The 15,939-nt window shown below is 58.2% G+C and carries 16 protein-coding genes; 7 read left to right on the top strand and 9 right to left on the bottom strand.

Annotated elements, in window-relative coordinates; all coding sequences use genetic code 11:
• Positions 1–18: 18 nt before the first annotated feature.
• Positions 19–279 (top strand): DUF2790 domain-containing protein, encoded by a 261-nt coding sequence (locus tag SB725_RS07990; RefSeq protein WP_059183004.1) that lies wholly within the window; start codon positions 19–21, stop codon positions 277–279.
• Positions 280–369: 90 nt separating this feature from the next.
• Complete coding sequence (locus SB725_RS07985; protein ID WP_027923546.1) at positions 370–765, top strand: hypothetical protein; 396 nt, start codon at positions 370–372, stop codon at positions 763–765.
• Here SB725_RS07985 and SB725_RS07980 read toward each other — a convergent pair.
• Positions 762–1,025, bottom strand: coding sequence for a DUF1652 domain-containing protein (locus tag SB725_RS07980; RefSeq protein ID WP_194940012.1), 264 nt, complete (start codon positions 1,023–1,025; stop codon positions 762–764). The two genes, SB725_RS07985 and SB725_RS07980, sit on opposite strands and share 4 nt — an antisense overlap.
• 284 nt (positions 1,026–1,309) lie before the next feature.
• Here SB725_RS07980 and eco point away from each other — a divergent pair, with 284 nt between their 5' ends.
• Entirely contained in the window at positions 1,310–1,792 is a 483-nt protein-coding gene (gene eco, locus SB725_RS07975; protein ID WP_027923544.1) for a serine protease inhibitor ecotin, read from the top strand.
• 12 nt (positions 1,793–1,804) lie between these two features.
• Here the strand turns inward: eco and ilvA are convergent, their stop codons facing one another.
• The 3 genes from ilvA to SB725_RS07960 form a co-directional block, all read right to left on the bottom strand.
• Positions 1,805–2,818: a threonine ammonia-lyase, biosynthetic gene (ilvA, locus tag SB725_RS07970; protein ID WP_410921521.1), complete on the bottom strand. Its 1,014-nt coding sequence runs from the start codon at positions 2,816–2,818 to the stop codon at positions 1,805–1,807.
• Positions 2,819–3,148: 330 nt separating this feature from the next.
• Positions 3,149–4,072 (bottom strand): magnesium transporter CorA family protein, encoded by a 924-nt coding sequence (locus SB725_RS07965; protein WP_027923543.1) that lies wholly within the window; start codon positions 4,070–4,072, stop codon positions 3,149–3,151.
• A gap of 7 nt (positions 4,073–4,079) precedes the next feature.
• Positions 4,080–5,654, bottom strand: coding sequence for a RimK family protein (locus SB725_RS07960; RefSeq protein ID WP_027923542.1), 1,575 nt, complete (start codon positions 5,652–5,654; stop codon positions 4,080–4,082).
• Positions 5,655–5,746: 92 nt separating this feature from the next.
• Here SB725_RS07960 and SB725_RS07955 point away from each other — a divergent pair, with 92 nt between their 5' ends.
• Positions 5,747–6,856, top strand: a complete 1,110-nt coding sequence (locus tag SB725_RS07955; RefSeq protein ID WP_410921520.1) for a peptidase C39 family protein — start codon at positions 5,747–5,749, stop codon at positions 6,854–6,856.
• A 44-nt stretch (positions 6,857–6,900) separates the two neighbouring features.
• Here SB725_RS07955 and SB725_RS07950 read toward each other — a convergent pair whose 3' ends face one another.
• Both SB725_RS07950 and SB725_RS07945 read right to left on the bottom strand, forming a co-directional pair.
• Complete coding sequence (locus SB725_RS07950; protein ID WP_027923540.1) at positions 6,901–8,052, bottom strand: PQQ-dependent sugar dehydrogenase; 1,152 nt, start codon at positions 8,050–8,052, stop codon at positions 6,901–6,903.
• Positions 8,053–8,077: 25 nt separating this feature from the next.
• A complete protein-coding gene (locus tag SB725_RS07945; protein ID WP_059183009.1) occupies positions 8,078–8,428 on the bottom strand; it encodes a hypothetical protein in 351 nt (116 codons plus the stop codon).
• A gap of 189 nt (positions 8,429–8,617) precedes the next feature.
• Here SB725_RS07945 and SB725_RS07940 point away from each other — a divergent pair, with 189 nt between their 5' ends.
• Positions 8,618–9,466 carry a Ku protein gene (locus SB725_RS07940; RefSeq protein WP_059183011.1) on the top strand — a complete coding sequence of 283 codons (849 nt, stop codon included), beginning with the start codon at positions 8,618–8,620 and terminating at the stop codon, positions 9,464–9,466.
• Between the two features lie 131 nt (positions 9,467–9,597).
• Here the strand turns inward: SB725_RS07940 and lpxO are convergent, their stop codons facing one another.
• Positions 9,598–10,497, bottom strand: coding sequence for a lipid A hydroxylase LpxO (gene lpxO, locus SB725_RS07935; protein WP_059180895.1), 900 nt, complete (start codon positions 10,495–10,497; stop codon positions 9,598–9,600).
• 494 nt (positions 10,498–10,991) lie between these two features.
• Between lpxO and SB725_RS07930 the strand changes: the two genes are divergently transcribed.
• Positions 10,992–12,581 (top strand): ABC-F family ATPase, encoded by a 1,590-nt coding sequence (locus SB725_RS07930; protein ID WP_080943075.1) that lies wholly within the window; start codon positions 10,992–10,994, stop codon positions 12,579–12,581.
• A gap of 190 nt (positions 12,582–12,771) precedes the next feature.
• Positions 12,772–13,959 carry an MFS transporter gene (locus SB725_RS07925; RefSeq protein WP_410921519.1) on the top strand — a complete coding sequence of 396 codons (1,188 nt, stop codon included), beginning with the start codon at positions 12,772–12,774 and terminating at the stop codon, positions 13,957–13,959.
• A 23-nt stretch (positions 13,960–13,982) separates the two neighbouring features.
• Here SB725_RS07925 and SB725_RS07920 read toward each other — a convergent pair whose 3' ends face one another.
• Together SB725_RS07920 and SB725_RS07915 are read right to left on the bottom strand one after the other, a co-directional pair.
• Complete coding sequence (locus SB725_RS07920; protein ID WP_027923534.1) at positions 13,983–15,020, bottom strand: alpha/beta hydrolase family protein; 1,038 nt, start codon at positions 15,018–15,020, stop codon at positions 13,983–13,985.
• Positions 15,021–15,269: 249 nt separating this feature from the next.
• On the bottom strand, positions 15,270–15,881 hold the full coding sequence (locus SB725_RS07915) for an FMN-dependent NADH-azoreductase (RefSeq protein ID WP_410921518.1): 612 nt from the start codon (positions 15,879–15,881) through the stop codon (positions 15,270–15,272).
• Positions 15,882–15,939: the final 58 nt, after the last annotated feature.

Below are 15,939 nucleotides of genomic sequence, written 5' to 3'. Positions count from 1 at the left end.
CGCACTGGAGATCGTCACATGAACACTCGCATGCTGCTCCTTGCCTCCGCCCTCGCCTGCACCGCGTTTGCCGGGCTTGCCCAGGCCAATGACACGTCCAAAGCCACGCCCTATCACTACGGCATGCCGCTCAATGTCGGCAAAGTCGTGGCGCTGACCGAGCCGACGACCAATGAATGCAAAGTGATTACCGCCGACATGAAGTACATCGATACGTCGGGCAAACCTGAAGAAATCAGCTACAGGAAACTTTCCGACGCGTGCAGTTTGCAAAACTGACGGAAAGGTCTGATTCGAAACCAAGCGGTTTTACTGTGAGGGTTCTGGCGTTATGCTTTAGCGCCTCCCTCACTGCCGCAAGGATTCGCTATGCAGTTTTCGTTTCGCACGTTATCGATATTCACCGCCGCCCTGTGTCTGGTGCTGGCGCTGGTCTGGGGTTTGATGCCGGATTGGCTGCTGGCGATTTGGGGTATTGAATACTCCTCGGCGACAGGCGTTGTTTCGCGACGCATCGCGGTGGTGTTCGCGGCGTTGGGGTTGATTTTTTATTGGGTTCGAAACGAGCCACCCTCGGTCATCCGAAGCGCATTAAGCAGCGGCTTTATGGTCGGCTGTTTCGGTCTGGCGGCACTGGGTTTCGGCGAATGGCTCAACGGCCATACCGGGCCGGGTATTTTGCTGGCGGTCCTGGTGGAGCTGGCGCTAGGCCTGGGTTTTCTTCAGACCCGGCGCCTGTCGGTGGAACTCGAAACGGTGCGTTAAAGCGCCCTGGTCGCCCGGCGTGGAGAAATGACCTCAGGATGTTGCCGGGCGCGCAGCTCGTCGATTAATTCGTTGATTTCCCGACAACCATTGAGCGCCGAGGCATCAATCCCGGTCACGTGCAGATCCAGCCGATCGGTCTGATCGTCCGCGTACACTTTTATCGTCATCAACAAATCCGGGGACAGCGTGCATTCGCAACGCTTGGGCAAAAACCTGTTTTCGATGATGTTGCGAAGTTCCAAGGCAGAAAGAAACATGGCGACCCCTCCTTTGTGAGACAGCCAATCAACAATCGACGCTGGCTCGTGTGCAGTCCCGGCCAGATTAAGAACAACTGAAGCATAAAACATGCCTTGAATTTCGCCGTGCAGTTCATCGGCAAATCAATGATTTAGCCGCAAGACTTAATGAAACCACCGTGCAATTTGCATGAAGGGACGTGAAAGGCGTTGCAAATTACGGTCTGACAGCGCCGGGTTTGCATTGGGGCCTGAGCACAGTAAGAATGGCGCCACGAATTGAATACACGCAAGGAGGCATCATGGGTTCTTTGACCTTTACTACGACTGTCGGACTAATGGTTGCCGGGCTGTCGACCATCGCCAATGCTGCAACGCTCGAAACCGTCGCCCCTTTCCCCAAGCCTGAAAGCGGTTTTACCCGCCAGGTCATTCATCTTGCCCCGCAAACGAAAGAAGACGACTTTCAAGTCGAAATCCTCGCCGGTAAAACCCTGACCGTGGACTGCAATCGCCAGCGTCTGGGTGGGATGCTTGAGGAGAAAAACCTCGAGGGTTGGGGCTACCCGTTCTACCGACTGGATAAAGTTATCGGCCCGATGAGCACGCTGATGGCCTGCCCGGATAGCAAGAGTAAAAAAGACTTCGTACCGGTGGTCGGCGACGGCTTCTTGCTGCGTTACAACAGCAAGCTGCCGATCGTGCTGTACGTGCCAAAAGACATCGAAGTGCGCTACCGGATCTGGTCAGCGTCGAGCAAGGTCGAGAAAGCCGTTCAGGAGTAACCCCTTCCTGCCTCACGCTGGGACGCCGCTGATGGCGGCGCGCTCGGCCACGTGGCGCAAACTGTCAAAGTTGATGTTGGCCCCCGAGTCGATGGCCACCAGTGTCTGGCCACGGGCACCGGTTTGCGCGACATACTTTTTGATTCCGGCCACGGCCAGCGCACCCGACGGTTCGGTGATCGAGCGGGTATCGTCGTAGATGTTCTTGATCGCGGCGCACAGTTCGTCGTTGCTGACCGTCAACACGTCATCGACGCAAAACCGGCACACTTCGAAGCCATAAGCGCCGATCTGCGCCACCGCCACGCCATCGGCGAAAGTGCCGACGCTCGGCAGCACAACCCGTTCGTGCGCCTGCAGCGCTGCCGCCAAACACGCCGAATGTTCTGACTCGACGCCGATGATGCGCACTTCAGGTCGCAGGTATTTGACGTATGCGGCGATACCGGCAATCAAACCTCCACCGCCTACCGGCACAAAGATCGCGTCGATCGGGCCTTGATGCTGACGCAGGATCTCCATCGCCACGGTGCCCTGCCCGGCAATCACGTCCGGGTCGTCGAAGGGCGATACAAAGGTGCGACCGGTTTGTTCGGCCAGGTTCAGCGCATAGTCGAGGGCGAACGGAAAACTCTCGCCGTACAGCACCGCCTCCGCCCCGCGACTTCGAACCCCGAGCACTTTCAGTTCCGGCGTAGTAAGCGGCATGACGATGGTCGCGACAATCCCCAAGGTTTTCGCCGCCAGCGCCACGCCTTGGGCATGATTGCCTGCTGACGCGGTGATCACGCCGCGTGCCTTTTGCTCATCACTAAGCTGCACCAACTTGTTGTAGGCACCGCGAATCTTGAAGGAAAAGGTCGGTTGCAGGTCCTCGCGCTTGAGCAGCACCTGATTACCCAACGCCTCGGAGAGCGCCCGAGCCGCTTGCAACGGCGTGCATACCGCCAGTTCATACACCGGCGCGGCAAGGATCTTTTTTACGTAATGCTCAAGCAAGGTCTGCTGGGCGAGCGTGCTGGTCATGGTCGTCTCCTGGCTGTGTTCGGGGCCCTGGAGACAGATAGTAAAAACCCGCCTCTAGGGCGGGTTGGGTGCTGCAGTCGTGAGCTAGCCCGCCAGATAAGGAATGGCGGTAATAATGCTTGGCTGGCAGCGCAATACGGTGGAAGTCATGGCTGGAAATTAGCCGTGGGCGGATGGCAAGTCAATGGTCAACTGTCATCAGTTTGAAGATAGCTAGCGCGAGCAGGCTCACGCCTACAGATGATTCTTGTCATAGACACAATCTGTGCCAGATGAAGATCCAGTGCAGGAGCGAGCCTGCTCGCGATAGCGGTTGATCTGCCACCCCATTCACTTAGCCAACCGCCTGAGCCCCAACACCATCACCCCCGCCCCCAGCATCATCGCGCTCAGAAACAACGGATACGACACCCACCACGGCGTGCCCGCGGTCATCATGCTGAACTCGGACATGCCGCCAATGCTGGCGATCAGGTTCAACGGCAGAAACACCACGTTGATCAGCGTCAGTTTGCGTAGCAGGTTGTTCATGCTGTTGTTCATCAGGTTGCCCCGGGCGTCGATCAGCCCGGAGAACACCGTGGAGTAGATTTCCGCCTGTTTGTAGCACTGGTTGTTTTCGATGATCAGGTCGTCGATCAGGCTGACGGCTTCGGCGCTGAAGTGTTCCTTGGCCGCGTGATTGCGCAGCCGCGTCAGGACCGCGCCGTTGCTGTGAATCGCGTTGATGTAATAGATGAGGCTCTCGCTGAGGTTGAACATCTGGATCAGGTGCTGGTTCTGCATCGAGGCGTTGAATTTTTGCTGCAACTCCCGGGCAACCAGTTTGATCACCTTCAGGTGACCCAAATAGTGATGGATGTTGTTAAACAGCAGGTCAAGCAAGACATCCAGCGGCGTGTTCAGCCGCTGCCGGGTGCCGAGCCCGTGCAGCGGTGAGTCGTCGGTGGCGATCACCAGCAACCGGTCCTCGCAAAACAACAACCCACAGGACGACACTTCAAACGCCAGACTGTCGGCGCCGGAATAGTTTTCCGGGCGCTTCCAGATCAGGAACAGATTGTCGGGATGAAACTCGATGCGCGACACCTCGTCCGGGTCGAGGGCCGAAGCCAGCGCGTGTTCATCGAGTTTGAAATGGCTGTGCAGCAGATCGCGCTCGGCGGCGTCCGGGTTGCTGAACAGCATCACTTCGGCATCCAGCCGTTCGACTGATTGCAGGACGCCGTGGGAAAGTTGAAAGCTCTTGATCATCGAGCGATCACCAGGCCTGGCCGCGACGCTTGAGCTCGAGCCGGCGGACGAACTCTTCCAGCACCAACGAATACAAATCGTCTTGCAGATAGGCGTCTTCGATGCCGGCGTCCATGTTCGGGTTGTCGTTGACCTCGATCACCACCACTTTGTCGCCGGACTGTTTGAGGTCGACGCCGTACAGTCCGTCGCCAATCAGGTTGGCAGTTTTCACCGCCAGTTCCACCACCGCTCGCGGGGCTTCGTGGACGGCCAGTGTGCGGCATTCGCCGTTGATGTCCTGTCCCTTGGCCTTGTGGTTGTAGATTTGCCAATGGCCCTTGGACATGAAGTATTGGCAGGCAAAGATCGGTTTGCGATTCAGTACGCCGATGCGCCAGTCGTACTCGGTGTAGAAGAACTCCTGCGCCAGCAACAGCACCGAATGTTCGAACAGTTCGGCGGTGGCTTCCAGCAACGCCTGTTGGCTTTCAACCTTGATCACGCCCCGAGAGAAACAACCGTCGGGGATTTTCAGTACCAATGGAAAGCCCAGGCGCTCGCCGACCCGTTCGAAGTCTTCCGGTCGCTCCTTGTAGAGAATTTCGGTGGCCGGCATGCCGAGCTGATGGCTCTTGAGCAGGTCGGTCAGGTAGACCTTGTTGGTGCAGCGCAGGATCGACGCCGGATCGTCCATCACGACCAGCCCTTCGCTCTCGGCTTTCTTGGCAAAACGGTAGGTGTGGTTATCGACGCTGGTGGTCTCGCGGATCAGCAGGCCGTCGTACTCGGCGATGCGTGCGTAGTCTTTGCGCTCGATCAGCTCTACATCGATGCCCAAGGTCTTGCCGACGCGTATGAAATTATCCAGCGCCTTGGGGTTGGATGGGGGCAATGCTTCTTGGGGATCGTGGAGGATGGCGAGGTCATAACGGGCCAGACGTCGCGAGCGTGGCATTCGCCAGATCTTGCGACTGAAACTGTCCAGTGAGTGGGCGAATTGATCTTCCTGATCTTCTCGCAACTTATGCAGCGCACCGGACTTGATGCCGTCAATGTGCCAACCGTTAGTTCGACGAAACTCAACTAACAAGACCGGACAGGGGAATACTTCGAATAACTGCCGCGCCAAGTCCTGCAAGGGTTCTATATTGGTCTTGCCGAAATACAGGGTCAGGGTAAAGCCTTCGGTGTCGCTGTAAAGATGATGCGTAAGGGCTTTTTCCAGCGGCTTTTCCAAATCATCCAATGAAAGCCCATACAAGGACTTTTTGGTCAGCTCGCTGATGGTCCGCACCGACGGAATGACCTTGTGCCCCCGCGCTTCCGCCAGCAGCGAGCAGTAATAACCGTGCCCCAGGTACTTGTAGCTGCGGCACAGGTTAATCACCTGGACCCGTTTGCCTTGCCCGTTGTCGTGGGCCTTTTCGAGGTATTCCTGGGCGGTGACGATGTCTTCACTGGGAAAGTAGGAGGCCCAGTCTTCCTTGCGTTCGACAATGATAATCAACTGGCTAGAAGTGCTGACTGCTGTATTTAAAAAAGTTGCCGCCGGCGAAGTTTGCTCGGATACTTCGCGCCAATGACCTTGTACCGCTGACATAGTGATTGATCCGTTGGAGAACAAGACCTTTCCTATTAAGCACGAACTTTTTCGAAAGTCCCGTTTCGTTACGCAACTTTTACGGCGATCATATGAACCTTGTCTTTCGCTTGGCAGTAGTTGAAGACTTACCTGCGTTATTGGCACTTGAACAGCAATGTTTCACCACGGACCGGCTCACCAGTCGCAGCTTTCAATGGATGATCACTCGGGCCCATGGGCAGTTGCTGGTGGCTGAGCGCGACGAGCATCTGGTCGGCTACGCGGTGGTGTTGTTTCATCGGGGCACGTCGCTGGCCCGTCTCTATTCGATTGCGATTGCCGCCGAAGCGCGTGGCAGCGGATTGGGCAAGCAGCTGCTGCAACGCATCGAAGCCTGTGCGCTGCAACACGACTGTGCCTACGTTCGGCTGGAGGTGCGCATGGACAATCCGGCGGCGATTGCCCTTTATGAGTGCAACGGTTACCGGCGTTTTGCGCTGATTCATGACTATTACCAGGACCACGCCGATGCGTTGCGTCTGGAGAAACGCATTCTCCAGCACCGAGACTCAAGAAACATCAAAGTGCCGTATTACCCGCAGACCACCGATTTCACCTGCGGCCCGGCCTGCCTGCTAATGGCCATGGGCGCACTGCAAAAAGACCGGAAACTGGAACGCCGCGAAGAGCTGCAGATCTGGCGCGAGGCGACGACCGTGTTCATGACCTCAGGTCACGGAGGATGCAGCCCGCAAGGCCTGGCGTTGGCCGCCTGGAATCGTGGATTTGGCGTGCGTTTGCAACTGAGCATGACGGGGCCGTTGTTTCTCGATGGGGTGCGTAACGAGCATAAAAAAGACGTCATGCGCCTGGTGCACGAAGAGTTCACCGTGCAGTTGCAGGCCACCCATGTGAAACAGGTGATCGGCGGCCTGCTGGACTTGCCACGCTTGCTGAATGACGGTGGCCAGCCGCTGGTGTTGATCAGCAGCTATCGGCTGACCCGCTCCAAATCACCGCATTGGGTCATCGTCACTGACTGCGATGAGGAGTTTGTTTATCTGCATGATCCGGATGTCGACCATAGCCAGCATCGCCAGCCTATGGATTGCCAGCATCTGCCGGTGAGCCATGGGGAGTTCGAGAAGATGAGCAGCTTTGGCCGGGGCAAGTTGCGGGCGGCGGTGATTCTCTATCCCAACGCGCAATCCTCCCTGTAGCCGCAGGCTTCGCCAGCGGCTACAGGGCCGCGCGGCGATTGGGGTTATTTCAGGCCAACCTTGTACAGCGCGCCGTCGTCTTCATCGGTCAATACATACAAGTACCCGTCCGGGCCTTGCCGCACATCGCGAATCCGCGCCTTGAGCTCACCGAGCAAGCGCTCTTCGTGAACCACTTTATCGCCATCGAACTGCAAGCGAATCAATTCCTGGCTCACCAGCGCACCGATAAACGCATTGTGCTGCCAGGCCTTGAAGCGATCCCCATCGTAGAACGCCATCCCGCTCAGTCCCGGGGACTTTTCCCAGACATGGTGCGGCGCCACGGTGCCTTCGGCGGTCTTGCCCTTGGCTTCCGGGATCGGATCGCCGGAATAGTTGATGCCGTGGGTTGCCAGTGGCCAGCCGTAATTCTTGCCGCGTTCGATGATGTTCAGCTCATCACCGCCTTGTGGCCCGTGTTCGTTCTCCCAGAGAACCCCGGTCCACGGATTGAGCGCCGCGCCTTGCGGGTTTCGTTGGCCATAAGACCAGATTTCCGGGCGTACGCCGGCCTGACCGACAAAGGGGTTGTCGTCCGGCACCTTGCCGTCCGGGTAGATCCGCACGACTTTGCCTTGCAGCTTGTCGAGGTCCTGAGCGGTTGGCCGGTCATTGTTTTCGCCGAGAGTGATGAACAGATACCCGTCACGATCGAACACCAGGCGCGAGCCGAAATGGTTGCCGACAGAGAGCTTCGGCTCCTGGCGGAAGATCACTTTGAAGTCCTTGAGGGTTTTCAGGTCTTCAGATAATTGCCCGCGACCGACCGCCGTGCCTGCCTTGTCACCCGCGCCGCCCCCTTCGGCATACGACAGATAAACCGTGCGGTCCTGCCGGAAGTCAGGGGACAGCACCACATCCAGCAAGCCGCCCTGCCCCTTGGCCCAGACCTTCGGCACCCCATCGATCGGGCCGGAGAGTTTGCCGTCGACGCTGACGACGCGCAGGTTGCCGGGCCGTTCGGTGACCAGCATGCCCTTGCGATCCGGCAGGAAGGCGACCGACCAGGGATGTTCAAGTCCCTTGGTGATCGTGGTGACTTCGAGGGTGCCCTGTTCGCTGTCCAGTTCCTGAGTCGATGCCGCGAAAACGGGCGCAGCAGCGGTGATCAATGCGCTGGCACACAGGGTGGCCAGGAGGGTTTTACGCAACATGCACGCTTCCTTTTGTCGTTCCGGCTCAACGGTTGCTAGTGCCTGTATCTCGCTGAGGTGGATTGGGAATGAATTTCGGTGGGCTGGCGGGGGCCGGCTGGCTTTGCGGATAGCGGTTGCCGATGCCGCCGTTATCCAGCGTCGGTGGGCGTGGAACCGGCATGGTGTTGGGCCCGCGAATGGCCGGGGCGCTGGATTGAGAGCCTTGCATGCTGTTCGGGTTGGCGCGGCGAATCGGGCTGTTGTAAGGGTTGCTCGAGGCTCCCGTTGGGCTTTGGGCCAGCAGCCATGCTGAGGGTGGCGAAGCCTGGGCCATGCCGCTCAGCAAACCACTCAGCGCCAGCACGGTGCAGCAGCCGAGTACATATCTGTTCATGGGGCGAGCCTCTCGACGTGGATAGGGTCTTCGATAGCACGCTACGCCCGGGGTTCGGTTTTGTTAACTAAAACCTCCTTCACAAGATGTAACACAAGACGACCACGCCGCCCGGCCGGGCTCCTCAAGCGGCTGAAACTTTTGCCTCAGGCCACGGGTCACCTGATCATCACTCGCGAGAAGACGACCATGGCACGGGCAATCTGGAAAGGCGCAATCAGTTTCGGGCTGGTGCATATCCCTGTGGCGCTGGTCTCGGCGACGTCTTCCCAAGGGGTGGATTTCGACTGGCTGGACAACCGCAGCATGGAGCCGGTCGGGTACAAACGCGTGAACAAGGTCACCGGCAAGGAAGTCACCAAGGAGCATATTGTCAAAGGCGTGCAGTATGAAAAGGGCCGGTACGTGGTCCTCAGTGAAGAGGAAATCAAGTCGGCGCACCCGCTGTCCACGCAAACCATCGACATCTTTTCTTTTGTCGACAGTGAACAGATCCCCTTGCAAAACATCGATACGCCGTACTACCTCGCCCCGGATAAACGCGGCGGCAAGGTGTACGCGTTGTTGCGGGAAACGCTAAGCAAAACCAACAAAGTCGCCCTGGCCCACGTGGTGTTGCACACGCGCCAGCACTTGGCGGCCTTGATGCCGCTGGAGTCGGCGATGGTGCTGGTGATGTTGCGTTGGCCCGCAGAAGTGCGCAGCCTCGATACCCTTGAACTGGGCAGCGAAGTGACCAAACCCGAACTGGCCAAGGGTGAACTGGATATGGCCAAGCGCCTGGTGCAGGACATGAGTGCTGACTGGAAACCTGAAGACTACCGCGACAGCTTCGAAGACAAGATCATGGCGCTGGTCGAGAAAAAGGCCAATGAAGGCAAGATTGAGGATGTCGAGACGGCGACGGGTGAAGAGGAGCGCAAAACGGCGGATGTGATTGATTTGACTGAGTTGCTTAAACGTAGCCTGGGAAGTAAAGGTGCCGGGAAATCCAAGCCGGCGGCGCAGAAAAAAGCCCCGAAAAGTTCGCGCGGTTAGTTTCGAATGTTGTGGTGTTTGTTATGGCCCTATCGCGAGCAAGCTCGCTCCCACAGTTGATTTGTGCACGCCACAGATCAACTGTGGGAGTGAGCCTGCTCGCGATGGCTTAATCCGCCACACCACTAAACTCAGATCAGCACAAACACCGCCAGCAACCCGCCAAAGATCGCCCACTTTTCCAGGTAATAACGCCTGCGATTACGCTGCTTCAGCGCTTTGCCCCGCAAACGAATCTTGTAGATTCTGGTGAACAGACGGTTAATCCCCCCTGTCCTGTCGCCCTCATCATTCGGCGCCCCGGCCGCCGCCATCACGTTACGGCTGAACCACCCATTAAACGCCGCCGCCCAGCCATACTTCATCGGACGCTCGACGTCACAGAACAGAATGATCCGGTTCTGTTGCGTGGTGTTCTCTGCGTAATGAATGAATGTTTCGTCGAACATCACCGCTTCGCCGTCGCGCCAGTGGTACTTCTCGCCGTCGACATTGATGTAGCAACCAGCATCGTTCGGCGTCTCCAGCCCCAGGTGATAACGGTAAGAACCGGCATAAGGGTCACGGTGACGGACCAGTTTCGAACCCGGCGGCAGTTCGGCGAACATCGCGGCCTTGATCGAGCCGATGCCCTGGACCAGCTCCGTGGTACGTGGGCAGAGTTTCATTGCCGAAGGATGGCTGTCGCCGTACCACTTCAGGTAAAACCGCTTCCACCCGGTCTTGAAGAACGAGTTGAAGCCAACGTCGTTGTACTGATCCGCGCGCTTGATCTCCCCCGCCTTCAGCAGGTTTTGGCCTTCAGCACGAATTTCTTGCCAATGCGCCTGCAACGGGCTCAGGTCTGGGAAATCCGCCGGATTGAGATAAGGCTTGCCCGGAATTTTCGAGAACAGATAAAGGAAGCAATTGAGCGGCGCCAGAAACGAAGAGTGATCACTCAACTGGCGCCCCAGTTTGTGGCGCACGCGACCGCGCAGGTGGACGTACGCAATGGAAACTATGTAAACAAGGGCGATGATCAGTTTCACAGAAATCGTCACACGTCTGAAGTGAACAAACTGCCTTCCCGGCCAACCCATTGGCCAAGGGTCTTGTGCAGCGTCTGAAAACCAGACAGCGAACCCGGTAGCGCGTCCTTGAGCCTGCGCCGGCTGTCGGCATCGGGTGAAAAATCGCATTTTAGCCACTCTCTGTAACAAATAGTTAGCTTGCAAATGTGAAAATCTGTCCGCTGGTACTGTCAATGCGCCCAAGCGGTCTCAACGCCCTATCGTTTAGAGAGCCAGACCAGTACAATCGCCGCCAAACATTACGCGCCCCCCTTGGTTGATGACGGGAATGAACCCCGTCTCAGCGCACTTCGACTCGGGCCAAGCGCTCCATATGCTGCTGTCCACTTATTGCCAGATGGACCTTCCGCTTCTGACCGGGATGCATTTCCCGTGGTTTGAATACCGGAAACGGGTACTGAATCGGTACTGCCGCAACCCTAGCTACTCTGAATGCTTCGCAGGAAAAACCTTTGATCTCTACAGCTAACATCACGATGCAGTTCGGCGCCAAGCCGCTATTCGAAAACGTTTCGGTCAAGTTCGGCGCGGGCAACCGCTACGGCCTGATCGGCGCCAACGGTTGCGGCAAGTCGACTTTCATGAAAATCCTCGGTGGCGACCTCGAGCCATCCGGCGGCCAGGTCATGCTCGAGCCGAACGTGCGTCTGGGTAAATTGCGCCAGGACCAGTTCGCCTACGAAGAATTCACCGTGATCGATACCGTGATCATGGGTCACGAAGAGCTGTGGAAGGTCAAGGCCGAGCGCGATCGCATCTACTCGCTGCCGGAAATGACCGAAGAAGACGGCATGGCCGTGGCCGAGCTGGAAACCGAATTCGCCGAAATGGACGGCTACACCGCCGAATCCCGTGCCGGCGAGCTGTTGCTGGGCCTGGGTATCGGCATCGAGCAGCACTTTGGCCCGATGAGCGAAGTTTCCCCAGGCTGGAAACTGCGCGTATTGCTGGCGCAGGCGCTGTTCTCCGATCCTGAAGTGCTGTTGCTCGACGAACCGACCAACCACCTGGACATCAACACCATCCGCTGGCTGGAAAACATTCTGACCCAGCGCTCCAGCCTGATGATCATCATCTCTCACGACCGTCACTTCCTGAACAGCGTGTGCACCCACATGGCTGACCTGGATTACGGCGAACTGCGTCTGTTCCCGGGCAACTACGACGAGTACATGACCGTGGCGACCCAGTCCCGCGAGCAACTGCTGTCGGACAACGCCAAGAAGAAGGCGCAGATTTCCGAGCTGCAATCGTTCGTCAGCCGCTTCTCGGCCAACGCCTCGAAAGCCAAGCAAGCGACCTCCCGCGCCAAGGCGATCGACAAGATCCAACTGGCCGAGGTCAAGCCTTCGAGCCGTGTGAGCCCGTTCATCCGTTTCGAACAAACCAAGAAGCTGCACCGTCAGGCGGTCATCGTCGAGCGCATGGCCAAAGGCTTCGACGGCAAGACCCTGTTCAAGGACTTCAGCTTCCAGGTTGAAGCCGGCGAGCGCGTGGCGATCATCGGCCCGAACGGTATCGGTAAAACCACCCTGCTGCGCACCCTGGTCAACGAACTGACCCCGGATGCCGGTACGGTGAAGTGGACCGACGCAGCGGAACTGGGCTACTACGCTCAGGACCACGCGCACGACTTCGAAGACGACTGCAACCTGTTCGACTGGATGGGCCAATGGACCCAGGGCGGCGAGCAAATCGTTCGTGGCACCCTCGGCCGCATGCTGTTCTCCAACGACGAGATCCTCAAGTCGGTCAAGGTCATCTCCGGTGGTGAGCAAGGTCGCATGCTGTTCGGCAAGCTGATCCTGCAAAAGCCGAACGTGCTGATCATGGACGAACCGACCAACCACTTGGACATGGAATCCATCGAGGCGCTGAACCTGGCGCTGGAGAACTACCCGGGCACGCTGATCTTCGTCAGCCACGACCGTGAGTTCGTATCGTCGTTGGCGACCCGCATCATCGAGTTGAGCCCTAGTGGCGTGATCGACTTCAGCGGTACTTATGACGATTACCTGCGTAGCCAGGGTGTGGTGTTTTAAGAGCAGCGATTAGTTTCAAGCTGCAAGCGGCAAGTAAAAGCCCTGTCCATGTGACGGGGCTTTTTGCATTTCAGGGCCAAGTGGTGATCGTTCCCACGCTCGGCGTGGAGAATATAGTTAGCCTGCTTCCTTTTATTCCCAGCCCACGCCATGATGCAGCTCTCCCACCGCCGCCCGCGAACGAGCCCACATGTCTGCGCAGCAACAGCCCCCGCAAAGCTCCCTGGCGATCACCCTGCAGATCGTCTCCATCGTTTTTTATACCTTTATTGCCTTCCTCTGCATCGGCCTGCCGATTGCGGTGTTGCCAGGCTATGTTCATGAGCAACTGGGCTTCAGTGCGATCATCGCGGGGCTGACCATTGGTTCGCAATACCTGGCCACCCTGCTCAGCCGGCCGATGGCCGGGCGCATGTCGGACAGCATTGGCACCAAGCGGGCGATTGTCTACGGGTTGTCGGGGATTGTGCTGAGCGGCGTGTTGACGCTGATGTCGACGTTGCTGCAGAGCATGCCCTTGCTGAGTCTATTGATCCTGATCGCCGGTCGCTTGCTGCTCGGGATCGCCCAGGGACTGATCGGCGTCGGCACCATCAGTTGGTGCATGGGCCAGGTCGGCGCCGAGCACACCGCCCGTTCCATCTCCTGGAACGGCATCGCGTCTTACGGCGCCATCGCCATCGGCGCACCATTGGGGGTGGTGATGGTCGCCGAGTATGGTTTTGCCAGTCTGGGGATCGCGCTGTCGCTGTTGGCGCTTGCCGCGCTGCTGCTGATCCGCAACAAACCCTCAGTGCCGGTGATTCGTGGCGAGCGGCTGCCCTTTTGGGCGGTGTTCGGGCGAATCGCTCCGTTTGGGGCGAGCCTGAGCCTGGCGTCCATCGGGTATGGCACGTTGACTACCTTTATTACCCTGTATTACGTCAGCCGTGGCTGGGCCGGTGCCGCGTATTGCCTCACCGTGTTCGGTGCCTGCTTCATTTTGGCCCGGCTGTTGTTCATCTCCAGCATCAGCCGTTTCGGCGGATTCACCTCGGCCATTGCCTGTATGAGCATTGAAACCGTGGGTCTGGTGCTGTTGTGGCTGGCGCCTTCGACGGGTTATGCGCTGATCGGCGCGGGCCTGACCGGTTTTGGCTTGTCGCTGGTTTATCCGGCGCTGGGGGTTGAAGCGATCAAACAGGTGCCCAATTCCAGTCGTGGCGCGGGGTTGAGTGCTTATGCGGTGTTTTTTGATCTGGCACTGGCCATCGCCGGACCATTAATGGGCGCAGTGGCGTTGAACATGGGGTACACGTGGATTTTCTTTAGCGCGGCGTTGTTGTCGGTGACCGGATTGGCGTTGACCCTGCTACTCAAACGCCGCGCAATGGCCTAGCCAGCTGCTACAAGGGTTGTGCTTCACTGATCTGCGGTTTGCAGGCCTGCGCGGGTGGCGATGCCCAGGGTGCGAGAGAAGAATCGCCCGGCCTCGGAAATCATGTCACGATGGATGCCCTCGCGGTCGACACCGTCGGCGTCGGTACACAGCGCCGGCATGGCGGCGATCTGCTCTTCGTTGCACGGCGCCATGAACACGAAGTGCCCGGCTCCCGCCAGCAATTTGAAATCAGGGGCAATTGGCAACTTACGCGCGAGTGCAGCGGCGTTCTTGTCGAATGCGACCAGTTTGTCGCCGTCGCCGCTATACAGCAGCACCGGCACATGCACCTCGGACAGGGTGTGACGGCCGAACTTCAAACTCAACGGCGCCATCAACAGCAAGGCACGCACACGCGGGTCGGCCACGGGTTGAAGATCGTCACGATCCACAATCAATTCACCCTTAGTGTTGCAAGCATCGCGGTCGTCCGGGCGTTCCTCGCAATAACGACGCAGACGATCCAGATCAGGCGTAGCACCCGACAGGATCAACGCCGTCTCACCGCCCGCCGAATAGCCGATGACCCCGACCTGATTGGCATTGACGAACGGCGCAAGCATGCGATCGCCCAGGGTGGCGGTAATGGCTTCGGAAATCTGGATCGGGCGTCCGTAAAGATTGCTCAACGTACCAAGACGGCTGTGGTCTTTGGAGTTGTCGCCGGGATGGATCACCGCCACCACCACAAAACCCTTGCGCGCCAGCGAGGTGGCGAGGTCATGCAGGGCCAACGGCGTTCCGGTGTTGCCATGGGACAGCATCAGCATCGGGAAACGGCCGATAGCCACCGGGATGTCTTCACCGGCTTCGACCGTGTAGCCCTCGATTCTGCTGGTGTGTTCGCGGTCACTGGAGGGATAGAACGCGATGGCGTGCATCGGTTGCAAATCGAGAGGGTCGAGAAAACTCATCTCATGGAAGCCGACGCTCCAGTGAGGATGTGGCGCAGGCGCGGCGTGCACTGAATTCAGGCTGCTGAGCAGGCAAAACAGTAACGTTGCACAAAGACGCACCATAAGGATGCCCCACCATTTTGTTACTTGACCGGAAAGCCCGTTCTCCTCGGTTGATCGAGGCAGCGGCCTTGTACCAGCAATCGCGGCCACCAAGGTCGTTGCAGAACGGGAGCGTTACCCCCTGTTGCATAACCTGGGCCACAACCTGAAACGGCCAGAAACAAAAAACTCCGTATCTGGCACTAGCGTGACCAGAATACAGAGTTTTTTGGGGTGTTGCCTGAGCTGTTTTGCGTTTTTACGCAAGCCTTACGCGGCGGCGAACAATTGCTCGCTGATTTGCGCTTGAGCGTCGCTCATGGCTTTGGTGCGCACTTCATCACCGTAAGCCAGGCCATGGGCACGGACGAATTCAATGTCGGTGATGCCGATGAAGCCGAACAGTACTTTCAAGTACTCTTCGTGAGCCACACCCGTGGCCTGACCGGCATGCAGGCCACCGGAAGTCGAGACGATCACGACTTTCTTGCCGCCGCACAGGCCTTCAGGACCGGCTTCGGTGTAACGGAAGGTCTGACCGGCAACGGCGATGCGATCGATCCAGGCCTTGAGTTGGGTCGGGATGGTGAAGTTGTACATCGGTGCGGCAATCACCACGGCATCGGCGGCGAGGAATTCGGCCAGGGTAGTGGCACTCAGCTCGGCTTCGTGCTGCTGGGCGGCGTTGCGCAGTTCGGCGGTAGTGCCCGCGGCAACAAGGGTCGTGGCGGAGAAATGGCTGATGGCATCGGCGGCCAGGTCGCGGTAAGTGACCACGGCGCTTGGCTCTGCGGTTTGCCAGGCTTTGACGACTTCGCTGCTCAGCAGGCGGGAAGCCGAGTTGTCACCAAGAATGCTCGAATCGATATGCAACAGTTTCATGTGGGATCTCCAGGTGAGGACCGCCACGGGGCGATCTGATGGAGTGAATCCTACAGAC

The sequence above is a fragment of the Pseudomonas sp. SIMBA_041 genome (assembly GCF_046535095.1).
GTDB lineage: Bacteria > Pseudomonadota > Gammaproteobacteria > Pseudomonadales > Pseudomonadaceae > Aquipseudomonas > Aquipseudomonas mucoides.
This window is presented reverse-complemented; position numbering and strand designations above follow the sequence as displayed.

Excerpts from the sequence above, each read along its gene's own strand:
- SB725_RS07990 (WP_059183004.1), top strand. The coding sequence starts at position 19 with ATGAACACTCGCATGCTGCTCCTTGCCTCCGCCCTCGCCTGCACCGCG.
- SB725_RS07985 (WP_027923546.1), top strand. The coding sequence starts at position 370 with ATGCAGTTTTCGTTTCGCACGTTATCGATATTCACCGCCGCCCTGTGT.
- SB725_RS07980 (WP_194940012.1), bottom strand. The coding sequence starts at position 1,025 with ATGTTTCTTTCTGCCTTGGAACTTCGCAACATCATCGAAAACAGGTTT.
- eco (WP_027923544.1), top strand. The coding sequence starts at position 1,310 with ATGGGTTCTTTGACCTTTACTACGACTGTCGGACTAATGGTTGCCGGG.
- ilvA (WP_410921521.1), bottom strand. The coding sequence starts at position 2,818 with ATGACCAGCACGCTCGCCCAGCAGACCTTGCTTGAGCATTACGTAAAA.
- SB725_RS07965 (WP_027923543.1), bottom strand. The coding sequence starts at position 4,072 with ATGATCAAGAGCTTTCAACTTTCCCACGGCGTCCTGCAATCAGTCGAA.
- SB725_RS07960 (WP_027923542.1), bottom strand. The coding sequence starts at position 5,654 with ATGTCAGCGGTACAAGGTCATTGGCGCGAAGTATCCGAGCAAACTTCG.
- SB725_RS07955 (WP_410921520.1), top strand. The coding sequence starts at position 5,747 with ATGAACCTTGTCTTTCGCTTGGCAGTAGTTGAAGACTTACCTGCGTTA.
- SB725_RS07950 (WP_027923540.1), bottom strand. The coding sequence starts at position 8,052 with ATGTTGCGTAAAACCCTCCTGGCCACCCTGTGTGCCAGCGCATTGATC.
- SB725_RS07945 (WP_059183009.1), bottom strand. The coding sequence starts at position 8,428 with ATGAACAGATATGTACTCGGCTGCTGCACCGTGCTGGCGCTGAGTGGT.
- SB725_RS07940 (WP_059183011.1), top strand. The coding sequence starts at position 8,618 with ATGGCACGGGCAATCTGGAAAGGCGCAATCAGTTTCGGGCTGGTGCAT.
- SB725_RS07925 (WP_410921519.1), top strand. The coding sequence starts at position 12,772 with ATGTCTGCGCAGCAACAGCCCCCGCAAAGCTCCCTGGCGATCACCCTG.
- SB725_RS07920 (WP_027923534.1), bottom strand. The coding sequence starts at position 15,020 with ATGGTGCGTCTTTGTGCAACGTTACTGTTTTGCCTGCTCAGCAGCCTG.
- SB725_RS07915 (WP_410921518.1), bottom strand. The coding sequence starts at position 15,881 with ATGAAACTGTTGCATATCGATTCGAGCATTCTTGGTGACAACTCGGCT.